Annotated in this window: 22 protein-coding genes and 1 pseudogene; 13 read left to right on the top strand and 10 right to left on the bottom strand. The window is 71.7% G+C overall.

Annotated features, from left to right (window positions below; all coding sequences use genetic code 11):
• Positions 1–159: 159 nt before the first annotated feature.
• The 4 genes from ACLBYE_RS23125 to ACLBYE_RS23110 all read left to right on the top strand — a co-directional run bounded on the left by ACLBYE_RS23125 (position 160) and on the right by ACLBYE_RS23110 (position 3714).
• Complete coding sequence (locus tag ACLBYE_RS23125) at positions 160–621, top strand: hypothetical protein (RefSeq protein ID WP_447695958.1); 462 nt, start codon at positions 160–162, stop codon at positions 619–621.
• Positions 622–623: 2 nt separating this feature from the next.
• A complete protein-coding gene (locus ACLBYE_RS23120) occupies positions 624–1298 on the top strand; it encodes a ribonuclease T2 family protein (RefSeq protein WP_447695957.1) in 675 nt (224 codons plus the stop codon).
• Between the two features lie 66 nt (positions 1299–1364).
• On the top strand, positions 1365–2213 hold the full coding sequence (locus tag ACLBYE_RS23115) for a 23S rRNA (adenine(2030)-N(6))-methyltransferase RlmJ (RefSeq protein WP_447695956.1): 849 nt from the start codon (positions 1365–1367) through the stop codon (positions 2211–2213).
• Between the two features lie 223 nt (positions 2214–2436).
• Positions 2437–3714 (top strand): porin, encoded by a 1278-nt coding sequence (locus ACLBYE_RS23110; RefSeq protein WP_020094215.1) that lies wholly within the window; start codon positions 2437–2439, stop codon positions 3712–3714.
• A 114-nt stretch (positions 3715–3828) separates the two neighbouring features.
• Here the strand turns inward: ACLBYE_RS23110 and ACLBYE_RS23105 are convergent, their stop codons facing one another.
• Entirely contained in the window at positions 3829–4368 is a 540-nt protein-coding gene (locus ACLBYE_RS23105; protein ID WP_447695955.1) for a GNAT family N-acetyltransferase, read from the bottom strand.
• Between the two features lie 191 nt (positions 4369–4559).
• Between ACLBYE_RS23105 and ACLBYE_RS23100 the strand changes: the two genes are divergently transcribed.
• Entirely contained in the window at positions 4560–6053 is a 1494-nt protein-coding gene (locus ACLBYE_RS23100) for a peptidoglycan DD-metalloendopeptidase family protein (RefSeq protein ID WP_447695954.1), read from the top strand.
• 136 nt (positions 6054–6189) lie between these two features.
• Here ACLBYE_RS23100 and ACLBYE_RS23095 read toward each other — a convergent pair.
• Positions 6190–6543: pseudogene (locus ACLBYE_RS23095) on the bottom strand (YidB family protein); the annotation flags it as partial.
• A gap of 151 nt (positions 6544–6694) precedes the next feature.
• Here ACLBYE_RS23095 and ACLBYE_RS23090 point away from each other — a divergent pair.
• Positions 6695–6967 (top strand): hypothetical protein, encoded by a 273-nt coding sequence (locus ACLBYE_RS23090; RefSeq protein ID WP_447695953.1) that lies wholly within the window; start codon positions 6695–6697, stop codon positions 6965–6967.
• A 9-nt stretch (positions 6968–6976) separates the two neighbouring features.
• Here ACLBYE_RS23090 and ACLBYE_RS23085 read toward each other — a convergent pair whose 3' ends face one another.
• Positions 6977–7369, bottom strand: coding sequence for a YidB family protein (locus ACLBYE_RS23085; protein ID WP_447695952.1), 393 nt, complete (start codon positions 7367–7369; stop codon positions 6977–6979).
• A 126-nt stretch (positions 7370–7495) separates the two neighbouring features.
• Here ACLBYE_RS23085 and ACLBYE_RS23080 point away from each other — a divergent pair, with 126 nt between their 5' ends.
• The 6 genes from ACLBYE_RS23080 to ACLBYE_RS23055 all read left to right on the top strand — a co-directional run bounded on the left by ACLBYE_RS23080 (position 7496) and on the right by ACLBYE_RS23055 (position 12856).
• Complete coding sequence (locus ACLBYE_RS23080) at positions 7496–8377, top strand: alpha/beta fold hydrolase (protein WP_447695951.1); 882 nt, start codon at positions 7496–7498, stop codon at positions 8375–8377.
• Between the two features lie 131 nt (positions 8378–8508).
• Positions 8509–8841: a preprotein translocase subunit YajC gene (gene yajC, locus ACLBYE_RS23075; protein WP_020094208.1), complete on the top strand. Its 333-nt coding sequence runs from the start codon at positions 8509–8511 to the stop codon at positions 8839–8841.
• A gap of 56 nt (positions 8842–8897) precedes the next feature.
• Positions 8898–10502, top strand: coding sequence for a protein translocase subunit SecD (gene secD / locus ACLBYE_RS23070; RefSeq protein WP_447695950.1), 1605 nt, complete (start codon positions 8898–8900; stop codon positions 10500–10502).
• A 122-nt stretch (positions 10503–10624) separates the two neighbouring features.
• Entirely contained in the window at positions 10625–11566 is a 942-nt protein-coding gene (secF, locus tag ACLBYE_RS23065) for a protein translocase subunit SecF (protein ID WP_012319245.1), read from the top strand.
• A gap of 13 nt (positions 11567–11579) precedes the next feature.
• Positions 11580–11978, top strand: coding sequence for an Mth938-like domain-containing protein (locus ACLBYE_RS23060; protein ID WP_056533929.1), 399 nt, complete (start codon positions 11580–11582; stop codon positions 11976–11978).
• Complete coding sequence (locus ACLBYE_RS23055) at positions 11978–12856, top strand: phytoene/squalene synthase family protein (protein WP_100252429.1); 879 nt, start codon at positions 11978–11980, stop codon at positions 12854–12856. The genes ACLBYE_RS23060 and ACLBYE_RS23055 overlap by 1 nt, the downstream gene beginning before the upstream one ends.
• A gap of 109 nt (positions 12857–12965) precedes the next feature.
• Here the strand turns inward: ACLBYE_RS23055 and ACLBYE_RS23050 are convergent, their stop codons facing one another.
• From ACLBYE_RS23050 to ACLBYE_RS23030, 5 genes are all read right to left on the bottom strand, one after another.
• Positions 12966–13562, bottom strand: a complete 597-nt coding sequence (locus ACLBYE_RS23050; protein WP_447695959.1) for a protein-L-isoaspartate O-methyltransferase family protein — start codon at positions 13560–13562, stop codon at positions 12966–12968.
• A gap of 62 nt (positions 13563–13624) precedes the next feature.
• The gene (gene surE / locus ACLBYE_RS23045) at positions 13625–14389 is read right to left on the bottom strand and encodes a 5'/3'-nucleotidase SurE (RefSeq protein ID WP_103985596.1); all 765 of its coding nucleotides are present in this window, start codon (positions 14387–14389) and stop codon (positions 13625–13627) included.
• Positions 14389–15792, bottom strand: coding sequence for a serine--tRNA ligase (gene serS, locus ACLBYE_RS23040; RefSeq protein ID WP_447695949.1), 1404 nt, complete (start codon positions 15790–15792; stop codon positions 14389–14391). Before serS ends, surE begins: the two co-directional genes overlap by 1 nt.
• A gap of 100 nt (positions 15793–15892) precedes the next feature.
• Positions 15893–16258: a YybH family protein gene (locus ACLBYE_RS23035; RefSeq protein WP_056533936.1), complete on the bottom strand. Its 366-nt coding sequence runs from the start codon at positions 16256–16258 to the stop codon at positions 15893–15895.
• Positions 16259–16355: 97 nt separating this feature from the next.
• The gene (locus ACLBYE_RS23030; protein ID WP_447695948.1) at positions 16356–16799 is read right to left on the bottom strand and encodes an OsmC family protein; all 444 of its coding nucleotides are present in this window, start codon (positions 16797–16799) and stop codon (positions 16356–16358) included.
• Positions 16800–16966: 167 nt separating this feature from the next.
• Here ACLBYE_RS23030 and ACLBYE_RS23025 point away from each other — a divergent pair, with 167 nt between their 5' ends.
• Positions 16967–17842 carry an ATP-binding protein gene (locus ACLBYE_RS23025; protein ID WP_103985597.1) on the top strand — a complete coding sequence of 292 codons (876 nt, stop codon included), beginning with the start codon at positions 16967–16969 and terminating at the stop codon, positions 17840–17842.
• Between the two features lie 155 nt (positions 17843–17997).
• Here ACLBYE_RS23025 and dut read toward each other — a convergent pair whose 3' ends face one another.
• Both dut and ACLBYE_RS23015 read right to left on the bottom strand, forming a co-directional pair.
• Entirely contained in the window at positions 17998–18468 is a 471-nt protein-coding gene (gene dut / locus ACLBYE_RS23020) for a dUTP diphosphatase (protein WP_447695947.1), read from the bottom strand.
• Positions 18465–19267: HpcH/HpaI aldolase/citrate lyase family protein (locus ACLBYE_RS23015; RefSeq protein ID WP_447695946.1), on the bottom strand; the 803-nt coding region annotated here is incomplete at its 5' end. The genes dut and ACLBYE_RS23015, both read right to left, overlap by 4 nt.

Below are 19267 nucleotides of genomic sequence, written 5' to 3'. Positions count from 1 at the left end.
GACGAGCGCCGATCCCGCGCCGCGCCCCGACCGGCGACTGTAGCGGCCGCGCCGCACAGGCCGGCAAAGCGCCGGCGCGGGACTGCCGGAGCTTGACTGGCGGCGCGGCGAAGCCATCGTTCGCGGATGCAGGATCGCACATCCGTCGAGGCACGCGCCATGCGCCCGGTTCTTCACGGCTTCGCCCTCGGGCTGGCCCTTCTCGCCCTGGCCCAGCCGGCGCTCGCCCGCTCGGCCCGGGAGGACATCGAGCCCGCCGAGGAGCGGATCTTCCCGTTCGACGCGCAGATCCCGGGCTGCCAGGACCCGTCGGTGCTGGAGCGGGTCTCGACCAACTTCGCCGAGAAAGAGGCGAAGTTCTGGAACTCGTCGATGACGATCCTGTCCTTCGACACGATCGAGCGCACCGCGTGGCGGCCCTGGGGCCTCGACACCTATCCGCGCCGGTTCTGCACCGCGACCGTGACCACCTCCGACGGAATCCGCCGCAAGGTCGACTACTCGGTGCGCGAGAGCCTCGGGATCATCGGCGCGAGCTGGGGCGTCGAGTTCTGCATCCACGGCCTCGACCGCGACCTCTCCTACGCCTACGCCACGGCCTGCCGGATGGCGCGTCCCTGACCATGCGCGGGCGCGCCGCCGGCCTCGCCGGCCTGCTCATCGCCGGGTCCGTCGCCGGCCCGGGCGCCGCCCAGGATTACGGCGGCTTCGGCCGCCGCGGCACGCCCGGCGACTTCGATTTCTACGTCCTCGCCCTGTCGTGGTCGCCGACCTACTGCGCGGGGCCGGGCGCCCGCCGGGACGACGTCCAGTGCGCCCCCGGGCGCGGCCTCGGCTTCGTCGTCCACGGCCTGTGGCCGCAATATGCGAGCGGGTACCCGCAGGACTGCTCGGCGGTGAACCGCGCGCCGACCCGGCAGGCGATGGAGGTCGCCGGGCAGGTCTACCCGAGCGAGGGGCTCGCCCGGTACGAGTGGCGCAAGCACGGGACCTGCTCGGGCCTCGATCCCGCCGCCTATTTCGCGGCGGCCCGCGCGGCGCGGCTCGCGGTGACGATCCCCGACGGGCTCAAGGGCGGCGCCCCGCCGCAGACCCTCGCGCCGATCGAGATCGCCCGACAGTTCGTGGCGGCCAATCGCGGCCTGCGCCCCGACATGATGGCGGTCACCTGCACCCGCGGGCAGCTGCAGGAGGTCCGGATCTGCTTCGGCAAGGATCTGCGCGGCTTCACCCCCTGTCCCGAGGTCGCCCGCGGCAATTGCCGGGCGCCCGAGGTGAGCCTCGACGCCGCGCGCTGAGTTTTTTCCGCCTTTCGCGCGCCGGCCCCTGGACCCGGCGCCCGGGATCGGCTTCAGCGCGCTGCCATGAACTATCGGCACGCCTTCCACGCCGGCAACCACGCCGACGTCCTCAAGCACCTCGTCCTGGCGCGGGTGCTCGACCACCTGCGCCTCAAGGACAAGCCGTTCCGGGCTCTGGACGCCTTCGCGGGCCTCGGCGTCTACGATCTCGAGGCCGACGAGGCGGCCCGGACCGGCGAGTGGCGGGACGGCTGGGGCCGGATGGCGGCGCCCTTCGCGCCGGAGGTGGAGGCGCTGCTCGAGCCCTACCGGGCCGCGGTGGCGGCGGTGCGGGCGCGCCACGGCGCCACCGCCTATCCGGGCTCGCCGGCCGTGATCCGCGAGGCGCTCCGCCCCGGCGACAAGGGCGTGTTCGTCGAGCTGCACCCGGCGGACGCCGCGACCCTGCAGGACCGCTACGCGCGCGATCCCCGCACGAAGGTCATGAACCTCGACGGCTGGACCGCGATCAACGCGCAGATCCCGCCGCCGGAGCGGCGCGGCCTCGTGCTGATCGACCCGCCCTACGAGGTGCCCGGCGAGATCGAGCGCCTCGGCGCCCATCTCGCCCGCGCGGTGACGAAGTGGCCGACCGGCCTGTTCCTGGCCTGGTACCCGATCAAGGACGCCGCGGCCCTCGACCGGATGGTCCGCGACCTCGGGGCCGCCCTGCCCCGCCCCGCCCTGCGGCTCGACCTGCTGATCGACCGGCCGGACGACCCGACGCGGCTGACCGGCAGCGGCCTGATCGTCGTCAACCCGCCCTGGCGCCTCGCCGAGGAGGCGATGCTGTTCCTGCCGGCGCTCGCCGAACGCCTGGCCCGGCAGGACTTCGGAGGGTTTCGCTGCGATCCGATCGGCCCCGCCGCCTGACTCGCTAGAATTGGGGCGCCGCGCGGAAGTCCTCCGGTCTCCCTCGGAAGGAAAAGGCCGGGGTTCCGATACAATTGTGGCGGCAAAGTCACATTTCCGCATCGAACGTGATCAGCGATAGGGAACTGCCTAAAAATTATGCAACTGCTTCATGTTTGATTTTGTGTCAATCGCACCGCGATGTCAGCTTGGCCGTAGACGAACCCGAACGAGCTGCGACACCATGCTGAAGCGATCCACCCTGGCCGGCCTGGCCACCGTGCTGCTGTCCTCGACCAGCATCCTCGCGGCCGACCTGTCGGCCCCGGCGCCGGTTCCGGTCGCGCCCCCCGCCGAGCCCTGCAAGGCCACGCTTCTCGGCCCGGCCTACGGCGGCGTGATCAAGGCCAACCCGAATCCGAGCTGCTTCTCGGCCGGACCGCTCGGCGACCTCTACGTGGGCGGCGCCATCACCGGCTACGGCTACACCCAGTCGAACCCGTTCGCGTCGTTCTCGACTCCGGCGGCGCCCAACGACCGCGACCGCGCGGCCCGGTTCGACTTCTCGAACGTGCAGGGCATCATCCAGAAGCCCGAGGGCGCGTTCCAGTTCTACATCCAGGCCGGCGGCTACTCGATCCCGCAGCTCGGCTTCCCCACCCTGAGCACCTTCACCCAGACCGACCTTCTGTTCGGCCCGGTCCCGGTCGCCTACGGCAAGATCCAGATCAACGATGAATGGTCGGTCCAGGGCGGCCGGATGTTCACCATGATCGGCACCGAGCTGCTGTTCACCTACCAGAACCTGAACATCAACCGCGGCCTCCTGTTCGTGCAGGAGAACTTCATCAACCAGGGCGTGCAGGTCAATTACAGCAGCGGGCCGCTCTCGGTGTCGGTCGCCGGCACGGACGGGTTCTTCTCCAACGAGATCTCGTGGTTCACCGGCAACGTCGCCTACAAGCTCGACGACTACAACACGATCGGCGTCAACGGCGGCCTGAACCTCGGCCGGACCAACGCCCTCGACCGCAGCCCGCGCTACCAGTTCGCGACGCCGAACCTCCAGCAGAACAGCGGCATCTTCAACATCAACTACACCTACGCGAACGGCCCGTGGATCATCTCGCCGTACTTCCAGTTCACCAACGTCGAGCGTGACCTGCGCGTCGGCATCGCCAACTCGGCCTCGACCTACGGTGGCGCGCTGCTGGCGGCCTACTCCTTCACCGACAACTTCGCCCTGGCCGGCCGCGTCGAGTACACCGAGCAGACCGGCGTCCGCGGGTCGGGCGGCACCAACCTGCTGGGCTTCGGCGCCGGCAGCAACGCCTTCTCGGTGACCGTCACGCCGACCTTCACCTTCGACCGCTACTTCTTCCGGGTGGAGTACGCCCACGTCGAGCTGGGCGGGATCACCCGCGGCAACCTCGCGGAAGGCACGCTCGGCACCGGCTTCGGCCGCACCGGCAACCGCACCTCGCAGGACCGCTACATGGTCGAGACCGGCATCACCTTCTGATCGGACCGCCCGGTCCGGCTCAGGACGCCGCCCGTCAGCGAGCCCCCGGCCTCAGGCCGGGGGCTTTTTTCGTGACCGCGCCATCGATCCCGGCCCGGCTCGATCCCCGGGGGTTCAGGCCCGCCTGAGCAGGCGCCGGCCCGGCCGGTGGCCCTCCTCGCCGGTGTCGCGGAAGCCGAGCTTCTCCAGCAGGCCCCAGGAGGCGACGTTGGCGGGGCGGCACTCCGCCACGACGACGCGCGCCGGGAAGCGCCCGCCGAGGAGCCCGAGGATCGCCGAGACGGCCTCGTAGGCGTAGCCGCGCCCGCGGGCCGCGCCGCCGACCCAGTACCCGATCTCGATCGTGCCGGCGCCGCGCAGATGCGTGCCGAAGACGCCGACGAGCGCGCGCCCAACCGGATCGGGCGCGCCGTCCCGCGTCCAGGCGCCGAGGAAGCAGTCCCGGCCCCGGGCGCAGCTGCGAATCAGGTCCTCGGCATCCTGCAGGGTGAACGGCGTCGGCAGGAAATCCACCGCCGCGGTGATGGCCGGGTCGTCGGTGAGCGCGCGGACGGCCGGCGCGTCGGCGGGCCGGAGGGCGGCGATCGCGAGGCGCGCCGTCTCGATCGCCGGCAGGTCGGCCAGGGTGTCGCGCGCGCCGCGGATGGTAAACATGGATGCGATGTGGGGTGCCGGCCGGTTACGAAAAGGGACGATCCCGCGCGCGGGAATCATCCTCGGGGCCGCGCGAAAACCTTGCACCTACCTTCGCTCCAGGGTCGCAGACCGCCCGAACGGGAACGGTTGCTTAACCTGAATCCGTCTTCATTGGCGCATCAGGTTGCGTCAGGCAAACGGGTGCGTCGATGCGGGTGCGCGGTACGGGTCAGATGTTGCGGACGCTGTCGCGCGTCGCGCTCATCGGCATCATCGGCGGTGCGGCTGCCGCCTGTTCGTCGGACGCGTCGCGTCTGACGAACCCGTTCTCGAACCCGTTCGATTCCGAACCCTCCGCGACCGGCAGCCTGCCGGACGGGAGCCTCAAATCCGTCCCGCCGGTCCGGACCGGCCGCATCCAGTCGGAGGCGCTGGGCGCGCCCGCCGCCGCGCGGCCGTCCGCCGCCGCGACGCCGGTCCAGACCAACGCCGCCGCCCCCGCGACCCGCGTCGCATCGACCGGCAAGGTCGGCTGGAGCGCCGAGGGCGGCACGCAGATCACCGTGTCGCGCAACGACAGCCTGAATCAGATGTCGACCCGGTTCGGCGTGCCCGCTTCGGCGATCCTGGCCGCCAACGGCCTGAGCAACGCGAACCAGATCACGCCCGGCCGCCAGATCGTGATCCCGGTCTACAACGCCTCCGGGATGAACCCCGCCGCGTCCCCGATGACCGCCCGGCCGGCCCGGGCCGCCGAGGAGAAGCGCGAGGACGCCAAGCAGGTCGAGAACAAGATCGCGACCAAGCGCGAGGAGGCCAAGGAAGCCGCCAGGGAGGCCGCCCAGAAGCTGGCCGAGGCGAAGGCCGCCAAGGAGGCCGCGCAGAAGGCCGCCGCCGCCGAGAAGGAGGCGGAGCGCAAGGAGGCGCTCGCCCGCGACGCCGCCGCCCGCAAGGTCGCCGACGCCAAGACCCGCAAGGACGTCGCCCTGAAGGAGGGCGAGAAGCCGAAGCACGTGCGCCCGGGACAGGTCGCAAAGGCTGACGAGAAGAAGGCCGACGAGAAGAAGGCGGATCCGAAGGCCGAGGCCAAGGCGAAGGCCGAGGCGAAGGTTCAGGAGGCCAAGGCCGAGGCGAAGGCCGCCGCGAAGGCGGAGGCCGCTCAGAAGCTGGCCGAGGCGAAGGCCGCCAAGGAAGCCGCCCAGAAGGCCGCCAAGGAGGCCGCCGCTGCCGAGAAGGTCGAGAAGGTCGCCGCCAAGGAGGCGCCGAAGGCGGCCCCGGTCGCTGCCGCGCCGGCCAAGCCCGAGCCCGCCGCCACCGGCTCCGTGGCCGAGGCGACGGAGAACTTCCGCTGGCCCGCCAAGGGCCGGGTGATCTCCGGCTACGGCACCTCCGGCAACGAGGGCATCAACATCGCCGTGCCGGAGGGTACTCCGGTCAAGGCCGCCGAGGAGGGCACGGTCGCCTATGCCGGCTCCGACGTGAAGGGCTACGGCAAGCTGGTCCTCGTGCGCCACGCCAACGGCTACGTCTCGGCCTACGCCCATAACGGCGAGATCGACGTGAAGCCCGGCGAGAAGGTCAAGCGCGGCCAGACCATCGCGAAGTCCGGCGCCTCCGGAAACGTGACCTCGCCGCAGCTGCACTTCGAGATCCGCAAGGGCGGCGCGCCCGTGGATCCGATGTCCCAGCTGGCCAGCAACTGAGACGGACCGCGGGAGGCCGAGGCCGGCCCGCGCGGCACCGAACGAGACGGCAAGACGCGGCGGCGGTCCCGGACGGGGCCGCCGTTTCGCGTCGTGCGCCGTCCGGCCGCCCCGGCTCGCGCCCCCGCCGGCTGTCCTAAGCCTTCGGCGCCTGCAGCGTCCCCTCGGGGCTGTGACGGTCGACGGTCTCGGGCAGGGCCTGAGCCAGGGTCGGGAAAAGCTGGTCCATCGGAACCCCGAGCTTCTCCGCCATCTGGCGCACCTGCTCGTTGTCGAGGACCTTGCGCAGGTCCTCGGCCGTGATCGGCTCGTTCGGGCCGCGGCCGAGCCAGGAATTGACCTGGCTCTCGTAGCCGGAGCGCCGGAGCTGATCGAGCAGCGCGTTCAGTCCGCCGGGCAGCACCTGCTGGATCACGCCCGGCAATGCCTTCAGCACGATCTGCCCCAGCGAGCCGCCGAGAGTGTTGAGCAGACTCATGTGGACCCCCGTCGAATGGTCAGTGGCGGAAGTCTAGAGCAATCTTCGCGAAGCGGGAGAGGCCGGTGGTCCGCGACGCGCCGGTGTGAACCGCAATTTAGTCGACAACGATCGGATTTCGGTCCCGAATGCAGGCCGGGACATCGGTCCGCGGTCGGCTCTCATGAGATCCCTGGCGCTGTCATGCGTGCTCGCGGTCGCGTCCGTCACCGCGGCCCTGCCGGACGCGCAATCGGCGCGTCCGGCGCAGGAGCGCTTTGCTCAAGAGCGCCCTCTGGCGGATGCCGTCTTCGTTCGGCCGCTCTATGGCACGTACCGCCATTGCGGCGGCTCCTGCCTGAAGAGCGGCGAACTGTCGTGGTTCTGCTTCGCCAGGCAGAGCTGCTACCTGAGCTGCGCGACCGCGCCGCCGCAGATGAAGTGCGCCGTCCCGTGAGGTGGGCGATCAGCGGACCTGGGTGCTGAAATTCGGCTGCGGCTTCAGGGTGCCGTTCTCGCTCTGGTCGGCGACCGCCGCGGGCAGGAACTCCGCCAGCACCGTGGGGACGCGCGCCTCCGGAACGCCGAGGTCGTAGGCGAGGCGCTCGGTCACGCCCTCCGGGAGGCAGGCCGCGATGGCGCTCTCCGGCACCGTCTGCCGCGCGCCCGAGCCGAGCCAGGATGCCACCGCCTCCCCGTGCCCGGTCGCCCGCAGCCGGTCGAGGAAGGCCGGGAGGCCGCCGGGATAGAACTTGGCCAGCGACAGGGCGAGCTTGCCGCTGCCGGTCTCCTCGAGGGCCCGGTCGGCCGCCGCCACCACATCGCCGATCATGGTCTTCGCACCGTCGAGCAGGCCCATGGTTCTCCACCGTCGCGCTTCTTCGTCGCAGGGTGAAGTCGGGCGCGAACCGGCGACGGCAAGCGCGTGCGGCAATTGCGCGGCGAACCGGCTAGGATCTTGGCGTCGCGAACCCGGGAGCCATCGATGAAGCGCGTGCGGGCCGGCGTCCTGGAGGTCGCCTATCTCGAATCCGGTCCGGCCGACGGACCGACGGCGGTGCTGCTCCACGGTTTCCCCTACGACGTCCACGCCTGCGCGGCCGCGGCCGAGCAGCTCGCCGCCGACGGCGTGCGCTGTCTCGTGCCGTACCTGCGCGGCTACGGGCCGACGCGGTTCCTGGAGCCCGCCACGCCGCGCTCCGGCGAGCAGGCGGCGCTCGGGGCCGACCTGCTCGCCTTCCTCGACGCCCTTGGCGTCGGGAACGCCGTGCTCGCCGGCTACGATTGGGGCGGCCGGGCGGCCTGCGTGGTCGCGGCGCTCTGGCCGGATCGGGCCCGGGGCCTCGTCAGCTGCGGCGTCGGCTACAACATCCAGAACATCCCGGCCGCCGGGCAGCCGGTCGCGCCGGAGACCGAGCACCGCCTCTGGTACCAGTACTATCTCCATGGCGAGCGCGGCCGCGCCGGCCTCGCCGGGAACCGGGACGCCTTCTGCCGCCTGCTCTGGCAGCTCTGGTCGCCGACCTGGGCCTTCGACGCGGAGACCTTCGCGCGGACCGCCCGCGCCTTCGACAATCCCGACTTCGTCGACGTGGTGGTGCATTCCTACCGCCACCGCTTCGGCCTCGTTCCGAGCGATCCGGCGCTGGCGGAGATCGAGGCGCGGCTGGCGGCCCAGCCGGCGATCGCCGTGCCGTCGATCGTCCTGCTCGGCGCCGATGACGGCGTCGGGCCGCCGCCCGCCACGGACACCGGCGCTCGCCATTTCACCGGCCCGTACCGGCGTGAGATCGTCGCGGGGGTCGGCCACAACTTTCCCCAGGAGGCACCGGACGCCTTCGCGGCGGCGATCCGCGCCCTGCTGTGAGCGCGCCGCCGATGCCCGGCGGTTCGGCGTTGCTTTCGGGAAGCCCCTGGCTATAGTCCGCGCGCTTTTCGACAGGTCTGCGGGCGCCACATCCGGCGGCAGGCCTGCGCGCCATTCGCAGGAGACGCTCGTTGATCACCCCCGCCTTCGCGCAAGGGGCCGGTGCGGCCGCTGGCGGAGCGGAGATCGCCTTTCAGGTGGTCCCGTTCGTCCTGATCTTCGTGATCATGTACTTCCTGATCCTGCGACCGCAGCAGAAGCGGGTCAAGGACCACCAGGCGCTGCTCAAGTCCGTGCGCCGGGACGACACGGTCGTCACCAACGGCGGCCTCGTCGGCCGCGTGACCAAGGCTTCGGACGACCAGGCCGAGATCGAGGTCGAGATCGCCCCCAACGTGCGCGTGCGGGTGGTCCGGTCGATGATCTCCGAGGTCCGCGCCAAGGGCACGGTGAAGGCCGCCTGATTCCCGGTTGAACCGGCCGGCGCCGCGCGCCGGCCCAAAAGAGAAAAAGACGGCCGATGCTGCGCTTCTCCCGTGCGAAGATCATCGCGACACTGGGCCTGATCCTGGTGGGGCTGATGCTCGCCGTGCCGAGCTTCTTCTCGCCCGAGCAGCGCAAGAGCTTCGTCGCCAGCCTGCCCCCCTGGTTCCCGAGCTGGGTCGTGCCGACGCGCGCGATCGTGCTCGGCCTCGACCTGCAGGGCGGCTCGCAGCTCCTGCTCGAGGTGGACCAGAACGAGCTGATCGCCTCGCAGGCGAAGGCCCTGCGCGACGACGTGCGCCGCGTGCTCCAGCAGGAGAACGTCCGCGCCGACGGCGGCATCGGCCTGCTGCCGCGCGGCGTGCAGGTGAAGATCGACGACGCCGCCGCCCGGGCCAAGGTCCTGCCGAAGCTCCAGGAGCTGTCGCAGCCGATCACCACCTCGATCGGCCAGACGGCGGCCCGCACCCTCGACATCGCCGAGCAGCCGGGCGGGGTGATCCGCCTGACCCTCACCGATGCCGGCATCACCGACCGCACCCGCCGGGCCGTGAGCCAGGGCATCGAGGTCATCCGGCGCCGCCTCGACTCGACCGGCACCACCGAGCCGTCGATCCAGCAGCAGGGCGCGGACCGGATCCTGATCCAGGTGCCCGGCGAGCAGAACCCGGAGCGGCTCGAGAAGCTGCTCGGCTCCACCGCCAAGCTCGAGTTCCGCATGCTCGCCGACAGCCCCTCGGGCGACGTCGACATGCTGCCCTCCAAGGACGAGAAGGGCGCCAAGGTCCCGGTGGAGCGCCGGGTCATGGCCGACGGCGGCGAGCTGACCGACGCGCAGCCGGCCTTCGACCAGCAGTCCCACGAGCCGATGGTGAGCTTCAAGTTCAACCTGCGCGGCGCGCAGCGCTTCGGACAGGCGACCTCGGAAAATATCGGCCGGCGCATGGCGATCGTGCTCGACAACGAGGTCGTGTCGGCCCCGGTGATCCGCTCGGCGATCACCGGTGGCTCGGGCCAGATCACCGGCAACTTCACCGTGCAGCAGGCCAACGATCTGGCGGTCCTGCTGCGCGCCGGCGCGCTGCCCGCGAAGTTCACCGTGGTCGAGCGCCGCGTCGTCGGTCCGGGCCTCGGCCGCGACTCCATCGAGGCCGGCAAGCTCGCGACCCTGGTGGCGGCGGCCCTCGTCGTGACCTTCATGTTCGCGACCTACGGGACCTTCGGCTTCATCGCCAACATCGCCCTCATCGTCCACGTCGGGCTGATCCTCGGCCTGATGTCGGTGCTGGAGGCGACCATGACGCTCCCGGGCATCGCCGGCATCGTGCTCACCATCGGCACGGCGGTGGATTCGAACGTGCTGATCTACGAGCGCATGCGCGAGGAACAGCGGGCCGGCCGCTCGCTGATCTCGGCGCTGCAGGCGGGCTTCGACCGGGCCTTCGCCACCATCATCGACTCGAACTCGACCATGGCGATCGCCGCTCTGATCCTGTTCTTCCTCGGCTCGGGCCCGGTGAAGGGCTTCGCCGTGGTCTTCATCCTCGGCATCCTCACCACGGTCATCACCGCGGTGACGCTGACCCGGATGATGATCGCGGTGTGGTACAATACGTTCCGGCCGAAGACCCTGCCGTTCTGATTAGTCTGGGAGGCCATCGAAGGAGCGCGGGCGGCGCGACGTGACCCCCCTGTCCCGCACGGGAGAGGGGACCCGCGCCTCGACCGTCCTCCGTCGCGATGTCCGCGAATAGAGTACCGACCATGCGCCTGCTCCGCCTCTGGCCCGATGAATCGCATTTCGACTTCATGCGATTCCGGCGCTTCACCTTCCCGCTCTCGGCGGTGCTGTCGCTCGCGACCGTGGCGCTGTTCCTGACGATCGGCCTGAATTTCGGCATCGACTTCAAGGGCGGCACCCTGGTGGAGCTGCAGGCGAAGTCCGGCACCGCGGACGTGGCGTCGATCCGGCACACGGCCGCGGGCTTCGGCTTCGGCGAGCCGGAGGTGCAGGAACTCGGCAACCAGGGCACCGTGCTGGTCCGCCTGCCGCTCCAGCCCGGCGAGCAGGGCCAGACCGCGGTGATGAACAAGGCGCACGCCGCCTTCGACAAGGATTACGATTTCCGCCGCACCGAGACCGTCGGCCCGCGCGTCTCCGGCGAGCTCGTCCAGTCCGGCACGCTCGGCGTCGTGCTCTCCGTCGTGGCGGTGCTGCTCTACCTCTGGTTCCGGTTCGAGCGGGAGCTGGCACTCGGCGCCATCGTGGGCACCCTCCACGACATCGTTCTGACCGTCGGCGTCTTCATCATCAGCCGCATCGAGTTCAACATGACCTCGATCGCCGCGATCCTGACGATCGTCGGCTACTCGCTGAACGAGACGGTCGTGGTGTTCGACCGGACCCGCGAGCTGATGCGCCGGTACAAGACCATCCCGACCGTCGACCTGCTCAACCTGTCGATCAACTCGACCATGTCGCGCACGGTGATGACGTCGATCTCGTCGGCGCTGTCGCTGCTGGCGCTGGTGCTGTTCGGCGGCGAGGCGATCAAGGGCTTCGCGGTGGTGATGCTCTGCGGCGTCCTGATCTGCACCTACTCGGCGATCTTCGTCTCGACGCCGGTGTTGATCTATCTGGGCCTGATGCTCTCGGGCGCCCGCGCGGCCTCGGAGCGGTCCGGCGTCCCGCAACCGGCCGAGTAGTCCCTTTTCCCAGATGGCCGATCAGCCAAGTCCGAAGAACTTCGACTCCGGCTTCGTGCCGGGGCGGCACATCATCGACACCTACGGCAACGGCGGCTTCCGCTTCGCCGGGATGTCGCATCGCGGCTCGATCCTGCTGCTGCCCTCCGGGGTCCGCGCCTGGGACGTGACGGAGCCGCGGGCCATCGACCGCACGGCCCTGCGCCCGGTCCAGGCCGAGGCCGGCGGCATCGAGCTGCTGCTCGTCGGGACCGGCCTCGACATCGCGGCGATCGATCCCGCGCTCCGGGGCTGGCTGAAGGATCTCGGCGTCGGCCTCGACGTGATGCAGACCGGCGCCGCGGCCCGGACCTACAACATCCTGGTGGCCGAGAACCGCAAGGTCGCCGCCGCGCTGATCGCGGTGGCCTGATGCCGGAGGTCGACGGCCAGACCGCCGAGACCGGGCTCGCCTTCGCGCAGTCCCACTGCGAGGGCCTCGTGCGGGCCGGCGACCCGGACCGCTACTACGCGACCCTGTTCGCCCCGGCCGCCGCCCGCCCGCACCTCTTCGCCCTCTACGCTTTCTCGTTGACGATCGCGCGGGTGCGCGAGGCCGTCTCGAACCCGATGGCCGGCGAGATCCGCCTGCAATGGTGGCGCGACGCCCTGCAGGGCGAGGCGCGCGGCGACGTGCGCGCCAACCCGGTGGCGGCGGCCCTGGAGGAGGCGATCCGGGCGAACCGCCTCGGGCGCCAGCCCTTCGTCGACCTGATCGACGCCCGCGTCTTCGACCTCTACGAGGACCCGATGCCCCGGGTGAACGACCTGGAGGGCTATTGCGGCGAGACCGCCTCGGCGCTGTTCCGGCTGGCGAGCCTCGTGATCGGCAACGGCACCGAGCCGGGCGGCGCGGGCGCGGCCGGGCATGCCGGCGTGGCGTACGGCATCACCGGGCTCCTGCGGGCGCTGCCCTGGCACGCCCGCGCGGGGCAGGTCTACCTGCCGGCCGACATCCTCGGCCGCTACGGCGTCACCCGCGAGGATATCGTGACGGGCCGCGGCGGTCCGGGCCTGCGCCGGGCCTGCGCCGACCTGCGCGCCCTCGCCCGGCAGCACCTCAAGGCCTTCGAGGCGGCGCGCCCGACCATCGCGCCCTCGGCGGGCGCCGCGTTCCTGCCCACGGCCCTGGTGGAGCCCTACCTCGCCGCCATGGAGCGGGCCTCCTACGACCCGCTCAACACGCCCGTCGAGCTGCCGCGCTGGCGCCGGCTGTGGCGCCTGTGGTGGGCGGCGCGGCGGGTGGGCTAGCCGCCCTCCGATGCCTTCGCCAGCGGCGCGAGGCGATCCAGCGGCGCCACGCCTGCGGAGGGCGCGCGGCCCCGGGTCGCGTCGCCGCGCTCGCGAGGGCGGAGGGCTGTCAGAGCACCTGCGCCAAGCCCGGCACCAGGGCCGCCAAACGCACCGGCGCGCCGAGTTCCGGCTCGGCCTCCGGCGTCGCCAGCACCGCCACCCGGCAGCCGCCGGCGCCGCGCAGGCCCGTCACCAGCCGTCCGCCCGGTTCCAAGGCCGCGCGCCAGTGCGATGGGATCGCGGGAACGCTGCCGTGGACGAGGATCCGGTCGAAGCCGCCGTCCGGCAGGTCCGGGGCCAGCCCGTCCGCCCGGACGACATGCACCTCGGACAGGGCCGCGAGCCGCCGCGTCGCCGCCCCGGCCAGCGAGGTGTAGCGCTCCAGGCTGAGCACCGCCCCGGCGCCCAGCTGGGCGAGCAGCGCGGTCACGTAGCCCGAGCCGGTGCCGATCTCCAGGACGCGCTGGCCGGGCTCGAGCCGCAGCTGCGCCAGCATCAGCGCCACCGTCGACGGCGCCGTCATCGAGGCGCCGCAGGACAGCGGCAGCGCGATGTCGCGCCGCGCGTGCTCCCGATGCGGCGGCGACGCGAAGGTGTCCCGCGGGACCTGCTCCATGGCCCGCAGCACAGCGGTGTCCCGCAGGCCGCGGCCCCGGAGCGCCATCACGAAGGCCGCGTTGCCGGCGGCCTCCTCCAGGCTGCCCAGATCGATCGACGTTCTCTCGATCACTCGGCGAAGGCCTGCGCGAAGCGCGTCAGCGTCGGCTCGTCGGTGAGGTCGAGGCGCAGGGGCGTCACCGAGATCCGCTTCTCGGCGATCGCCTTGAGATCCGAGCCGTGGCCCGGCTCGAACCGGGCCTTGGCGAAGGCCAGCCAGAAATACGGGTTGCCGCGCCCGTCGACACGCGCGTCGATCGACAGCAGCGCCTGGTTGCGGAAGCCCTGCGCCGCCACCGCGACACCCTGCACGTCGGCCGGTTCGCAGTCCGGGAAGTTCACGTTGATCAGGATGCCGGGCTCGATCCCGGTCTCAAGGATCTTGCGGACGACCTTCGCGCCGTGCGTCCGGGCGCAGTCCCACTTGAGCGCGCCGCGCCCGCCGGCGCCGTAGGCCTGGCTCATGGCGATGGAGCGGATGCCGAGGATCGTCCCCTCCATGGCGGCCGCGATCGTGCCCGAATAGGTCACGTCCTCGGCGACGTTCTGACCGCGATTGACTCCCGACAGGACGAGGTCCGGACCGTGATCGCCCAGGATGTGGCGCACGCCCAGGATCACGCAGTCCGACGGCGTGCCCTTCACGGCGAAGCGCTGCTCCGAGACCTGCCGCAGCCGCAGCGGGTCGTTGAGCGAGAGCGAGTGCGACACGCCGGACTGGTCGCTCTCCGGCGCCACGACCCAGACGTCGTCCGAGAGCTCCCGGGCGATCTCCTCCAGGGTGCTGAGCCCCGGCGCGTGGATGCCGTCGTCGTTGGTGACCAGGATGCGCATTAGCGGGTGCCCTCGATCCGGTTGAGCCCGCCCATGTAGGGGTGGAGCACCGACGGGATCGTGATGCTGCCGTCCGGGTTCTGGTAGTTCTCCATCACGGCGATGAGCGCGCGGCCGACCGCGACGCCCGAGCCGTTGAGCGTGTGGACATAGGCCGGCTTGCCATCCTTGCCCCGGTAGCGGGCGTTCATCCGCCGCGCCTGGAAGTCGCCGCAGACCGAGCAGGACGAGATCTCGCGGTGGGTGCGCTGGCCGGGCACCCAGACCTCGATGTCGTAGGTCTTCTGGCTGGCGAAGCCCATGTCGCCGGTGCAGAGGGTCATCACCCGGTAGGGCAGATCGAGCTTCTTCAGCACCGCCTCGGCGCTCGTCAGCATCCGCTCGTGCTCGTTGGCGGATTCCTCCGGCGTCGTGATCGAGACCAGCTCGACCTTGCTGAACTGGTGCTGGCGCAGCATGCCGCGGGTGTCGCGCCCCGCCGCCCCGGCCTCGGCCCTGAAGCAGGGCGTCAGCGCGGTGAAGCGCAGGGGCAGTTCCTCCTCGCGGAGGATTGATTCACGGACGAGGTTCGTGAGCGGCACCTCGGCGGTGGGGATGAGCCAGCGGCGATCCTGTAGGGGAGGATCGCTTTCAAAAGCTCTTTTGAGGGCTACACGATCAGCACCGTCAACATCCCCCTGCAGTGACTTTACTGTCTGGAGTATGGCTTCGAAGACTTGCTGGCTTCGATCGACGCCGGTTGCGAACTGATCATCCAAAAACTTCGGGAGCTGTGCGGTCCCGAACATGGCCTCGTCACGAACGAGGATCGGCGGCGCCACCTCCAGATACCCATGCTCCTGCGTGTGCAGGTCGATCATGAACTGGCCGAGCGCCCGCTCCAGCCGGGCGAGTTGCCCCTTCAGCACCACGAAGCGCGAGCCCGATAGCTTGGCCGCCGCCTCGAAATCCATCAGGCCCGCGGCCTCGCCGAGCTCGAAATGCTCCTTGCCCTCGGTCAGCCGCTCCCGGGTCGCGGCGTGGCTGCGGTAGAGGACGTTGCCGTGCTCGTCGGCGCCCTCGGGGACGTCGGGCTTCGGCCGGTTCGGGATCGCGGCGAGGCGGTCTGCCAGGGTCTTGTCGGCCGCGTCCTGCGCGGCCTTCAGCTCGGGTTCGGCGCCCTTCAGGGCCGCGACCTCGGCCATCAGGGCGGCGGCGCGCTCCTCGTCCTTGGCCTTCTTGGCGCCGCCGATCTCCTTGGCCAGCGCGTTGCGCCGCTCCTGGTTGGCCTGCGCGGCCGAGACCGACGATTTCCGCGCCTCGTCGAGGGCGATCAGCTCGGCCGAGAGCGGCGCGAGGCCCCGGCGCCGGAGGTCGCGGTCGAAGGCGTCCGGGTTCTCCCGGATGGCGCGGATGTCGTGCATCGAGTCGGCTCGGGTCTTCTGCGCGGCGTCGAGCGCGCGGGTCCCGCTTTGCCGCATCGCGTCCGGTGGGACAAGCGCGCGGGAGCGTCCGAGCCGGCCGTCAGCCCTTCGGCGGCGCGAGCTTCAGCTGGTCGATCGCCCAGAGCCACGTGCCGTCCGCCTGCTCGCGGGCGACCTCCACCGAGAACGCGCCGTTGGGCAGCCGCGCGAAGGTCATGGCCAGCGCGCCGTTGCGCAGCGGGGGCGGCGTTTCCGGCGCCGGGAAATCGGATTTGCGCGCCAGCAGGTCGGCGTAGAAGGTCCGGATCTCGGCGTGGCCCGTGGCGACGACGCGGCCCGCCGCCAGCACCGCGTCGGGCTCGTAGAGGGCGACGAGGCCCTCGACGTCGCCGGCATTGGCGCGCTGATTGAACAGGGCGGCGAGCGCCTCGGGGGCGCGGGCGGGCTCTCGCGTCTGGTCCGTCATGGCGTCTCCTCACTCCGGGCATTGCGGCCATCGCGGCCATCGCGGCGGTTCGGTGCTGCGGCAATGCGCCGGGCGGCCGATCTTTCCCCGACGCGCGTCATTTCAGGCGCGTGCCGTGGCGGTCGGCCACCGACACGGCGACCGGGATCCCGGCCTTCACGCTCTCCGAGACGGTGCAGAACCGCTCGAACTGCTCCAGCACCCGGTCGATCCGCGGCATGTCGGCGGCGGCGGCGCCGAGCTGGATGTGGACGCCGATCCCGGTGACGCGCAGCCGCCCCTCGGCGTTGCGCTCCACCCGGCACGACGCCTCGGCCGCGACGCCGCGCGCGTCCTGGCGGAACTTGCCCAGGGCGAAGACGAGGCTGGCGCAGAGGCAGTTCGCGACCCCGGAGATCAGCAGCTGCTCGGGGAACGGCCCGGTCCCGCCGCCGATCGGGGGCGCCTCGTCGGTGCGCAGCGCCGGCAGGGCCGCGTTGAAATCGACCGTGAAGACGTAATCCGCGACCTGGGTGATCCGGATCGTCGGTTCCGCTTCCATCGATGCTCCCCGGAGGACGTTTCGGCGCGACCAGCCGGGTATACCAACGCCCGATCCCGGTTCGCGTTCGGGAGGACCGCGCCATGCGTCCGGACACGGATGATTTCCCCGGTTCTTCCTCGTAGAACCGGCCGCCTGACCGACCCGCACGCGAACCCCCCGATCCGATGACGAGCCCCGCCACCCTCGACACCCTGATGCCGCTCCTAGAGCGCATCGCCACCGCGCTGGAGCGGGCCGCGCCCGCAATCCCGCCGGCCTTCGACCCGAGCGCCGCCGACGCGTTCCTGTGGGGGCCCGAGCGCCGGCTGACCCCGGTGCCGCAGGTGGCGCGGGTGGAGATGGGGCTCCTCACCGGCATCGACCGGGCGCGCGACACCCTGGTGGAGAACACCGAGCGCTTCGCCCGCGGCCTGCCGGCCAACAACGCCCTGCTGTGGGGCGCCCGCGGCATGGGCAAATCCTCGCTGGTCAAGGCGGCCCACGCAGAGATCAACGCCCGCCGGCCTTCCGGCAGCCTGCCGATGAAGCTCGTCGAGATCCACCGCGAGGACATCGAGGCGCTGCCCGACCTGATGGCCCTGCTGCGGCCGGACCCGCATCGCTGGCTCGTCTACTGCGACGACCTCTCCTTCGACGCCGACGACACCTCGTACAAGTCGCTCAAGACGGCGCTCGACGGCGGCATCGAGGGGCGTCCGGGCAACGTGCTGTTCTACGCCACCTCGAACCGCCGCCACCTGCTCGCCCGCGACATGGTGGAGAACGAGCGCTCGACCGCCATCAACCCCGGCGAGGCGGTGGAGGAGAAGGTCTCGCTCTCGGACCGGTTCGGCCTCTGGCTCGGCTTCCACAAGTGCAGCCAGGACGAGTACCTGGCGATGATCCGCGCCTACGCCGACCGCTACGGTCTCGCCGTGGCGCCGGAGCAGCTGCGCGCCGAGTCCCTGGAATGGGCCACCACCCGCGGCTCGCGCTCGGGCCGGACCGCGTTCCAGTTCATCCAGGACCTGGCCGGGCGGCTCGGCAAGACGCTGGACTGAGGGGCGGCGCCGAGTCTTTGGCGTGACCCGATCCCGGTGCTCGCGTCGGCCCCATCGTCTTTGCGAGCGGAGCGAAGCAATCCAGGCAGCGCCACGCCCGGCAACGTCGCGCAGCCCTGGGTCACTTCGCTCCGCTCGTGATGACGGAGGGCGCGCTAGCGCCCGCTCGACCCGAACCCGCCCGCGCCCCGCTCCGAGCCGGAGCCGGGCGCGCCCTCCAGCACGGTCAGCGCCGGCCGCGCGATCCGCGTGAAGACGAGCTGCGCGATCCGCTCGCCCGGCTCGATCCGCACGGGCTCGGATGCGTCGCGATTCCAGGCGGAGACCAGCAACGGGCCCTCGTAATCCGCGTCGATCACGCCGGTGCCGTTGCCGAGCACCAAACCGTCCCGGTGGCCGCGGCCCGAGCGCGGGAAGATCAGCCCGCACCAGGCGGGATCGCGGATCAGCACGCTGAACCCCGCCGGGATCAGGACCGCCTTCCCTTGAGGCTGCAGCTCCAGGGGGGCGTCGAGGCAGGCGTGCAGGTCGAGGCCGGCCGCGGCCGACGAGCCCCAGCGCGGGAAGCCCCAGCCCGGCAGGCGCGGGTCGAGCAGCCGCAGCCCGACCTCCGGCAGGTCGCTCACGCGGTCATCCGCGCGATCGCCTCGGCCATGGCGAGCGTCCGCCGCGCGGCCTCGACGTGGAGGCGCTCGACCATCTTGCCGTCCACCGCGATGACCCCGCGCTCGCGGTTCTCCGGCGCGTCGAAGACGTCCATCAGCCGGTGTGCCTGCGCGATCTCCTCGGCATCCGGCCCGAAGGCGGCGTTGGCCGGGCCGATCTGGGTCGGGTGGATCAGCATCTTGCCGTCGAAGCCGAGGTCGCGGCCCTGCGCGCACTCGGCCTCGAACCCGGCCGCGTCCTCGAGGTCGGTGAACACGCCGTCGATCGCCTCGATCTCGTAGGCCCGGGCGGCGGCCAGGACGTTCATCAGCCAGGGCAGCAGGGCGGCCCGGCCCGGTGGCCGGATCCGCGACGCCTTCAGGAGGTCGTTCGGGCCGATCACCAGGGCGCCGAGCCGGCCGTCCACGTCCCGGGCCGCGCCCGCGATCTCGGCGGCGTTCACCACCGCCATCGGCGTCTCGATCATCGCCCAGACCCGCGTCGCCAGCGGCGCGCCGAGGCGGCGCAGGCGGGAGCCCACGGCGATCAGCGCGTCGGAGGTCCGGACCTTCGGCACCAGGATCGCGTCCGGGGCGGCCGGCGCGAGCGCCACGAGGTCGGCCTCGCCGTCCTCGGTCTCCGGCGGGTTGATGCGGACCACGACCTCGCGCGGGCCGAAGCCCCGCGCGGCGACCGCGGCGGCGACCTGGGCGCGGGGCGCCGGCCTCCCGGGGGGGGGGGGGGCGGCCCCGCGGGCGGCGCGGGGGCCGCCGCCGGGGG

Source organism: Methylobacterium sp. A52T (assembly GCF_053346095.1).
This window is presented reverse-complemented; position numbering and strand designations above follow the sequence as displayed.

What these genes read in the sequence shown, in the direction of transcription:
- ACLBYE_RS23125 (WP_447695958.1), top strand. Translation starts at nt 160, where the DNA reads ATGCGCCCGGTTCTTCACGGCTTCGCCCTCGGGCTGGCCCTTCTCGCC.
- ACLBYE_RS23120 (WP_447695957.1), top strand. Translation starts at nt 624, where the DNA reads ATGCGCGGGCGCGCCGCCGGCCTCGCCGGCCTGCTCATCGCCGGGTCC.
- ACLBYE_RS23115 (WP_447695956.1), top strand. Translation starts at nt 1,365, where the DNA reads ATGAACTATCGGCACGCCTTCCACGCCGGCAACCACGCCGACGTCCTC.
- ACLBYE_RS23110 (WP_020094215.1), top strand. Translation starts at nt 2,437, where the DNA reads ATGCTGAAGCGATCCACCCTGGCCGGCCTGGCCACCGTGCTGCTGTCC.
- ACLBYE_RS23105 (WP_447695955.1), bottom strand. Translation starts at nt 4,368, where the DNA reads ATGTTTACCATCCGCGGCGCGCGCGACACCCTGGCCGACCTGCCGGCG.
- ACLBYE_RS23100 (WP_447695954.1), top strand. Translation starts at nt 4,560, where the DNA reads ATGCGGGTGCGCGGTACGGGTCAGATGTTGCGGACGCTGTCGCGCGTC.
- ACLBYE_RS23090 (WP_447695953.1), top strand. Translation starts at nt 6,695, where the DNA reads ATGAGATCCCTGGCGCTGTCATGCGTGCTCGCGGTCGCGTCCGTCACC.
- ACLBYE_RS23085 (WP_447695952.1), bottom strand. Translation starts at nt 7,369, where the DNA reads ATGGGCCTGCTCGACGGTGCGAAGACCATGATCGGCGATGTGGTGGCG.
- ACLBYE_RS23080 (WP_447695951.1), top strand. Translation starts at nt 7,496, where the DNA reads ATGAAGCGCGTGCGGGCCGGCGTCCTGGAGGTCGCCTATCTCGAATCC.
- secD (WP_447695950.1), top strand. Translation starts at nt 8,898, where the DNA reads ATGCTGCGCTTCTCCCGTGCGAAGATCATCGCGACACTGGGCCTGATC.
- secF (WP_012319245.1), top strand. Translation starts at nt 10,625, where the DNA reads ATGCGCCTGCTCCGCCTCTGGCCCGATGAATCGCATTTCGACTTCATG.
- ACLBYE_RS23060 (WP_056533929.1), top strand. Translation starts at nt 11,580, where the DNA reads ATGGCCGATCAGCCAAGTCCGAAGAACTTCGACTCCGGCTTCGTGCCG.
- ACLBYE_RS23055 (WP_100252429.1), top strand. Translation starts at nt 11,978, where the DNA reads ATGCCGGAGGTCGACGGCCAGACCGCCGAGACCGGGCTCGCCTTCGCG.
- ACLBYE_RS23050 (WP_447695959.1), bottom strand. Translation starts at nt 13,562, where the DNA reads ATGGCGCTCCGGGGCCGCGGCCTGCGGGACACCGCTGTGCTGCGGGCC.
- surE (WP_103985596.1), bottom strand. Translation starts at nt 14,389, where the DNA reads ATGCGCATCCTGGTCACCAACGACGACGGCATCCACGCGCCGGGGCTC.
- serS (WP_447695949.1), bottom strand. Translation starts at nt 15,792, where the DNA reads ATGCACGACATCCGCGCCATCCGGGAGAACCCGGACGCCTTCGACCGC.
- ACLBYE_RS23035 (WP_056533936.1), bottom strand. Translation starts at nt 16,258, where the DNA reads ATGACGGACCAGACGCGAGAGCCCGCCCGCGCCCCCGAGGCGCTCGCC.
- ACLBYE_RS23030 (WP_447695948.1), bottom strand. Translation starts at nt 16,799, where the DNA reads ATGGAAGCGGAACCGACGATCCGGATCACCCAGGTCGCGGATTACGTC.
- ACLBYE_RS23025 (WP_103985597.1), top strand. Translation starts at nt 16,967, where the DNA reads ATGACGAGCCCCGCCACCCTCGACACCCTGATGCCGCTCCTAGAGCGC.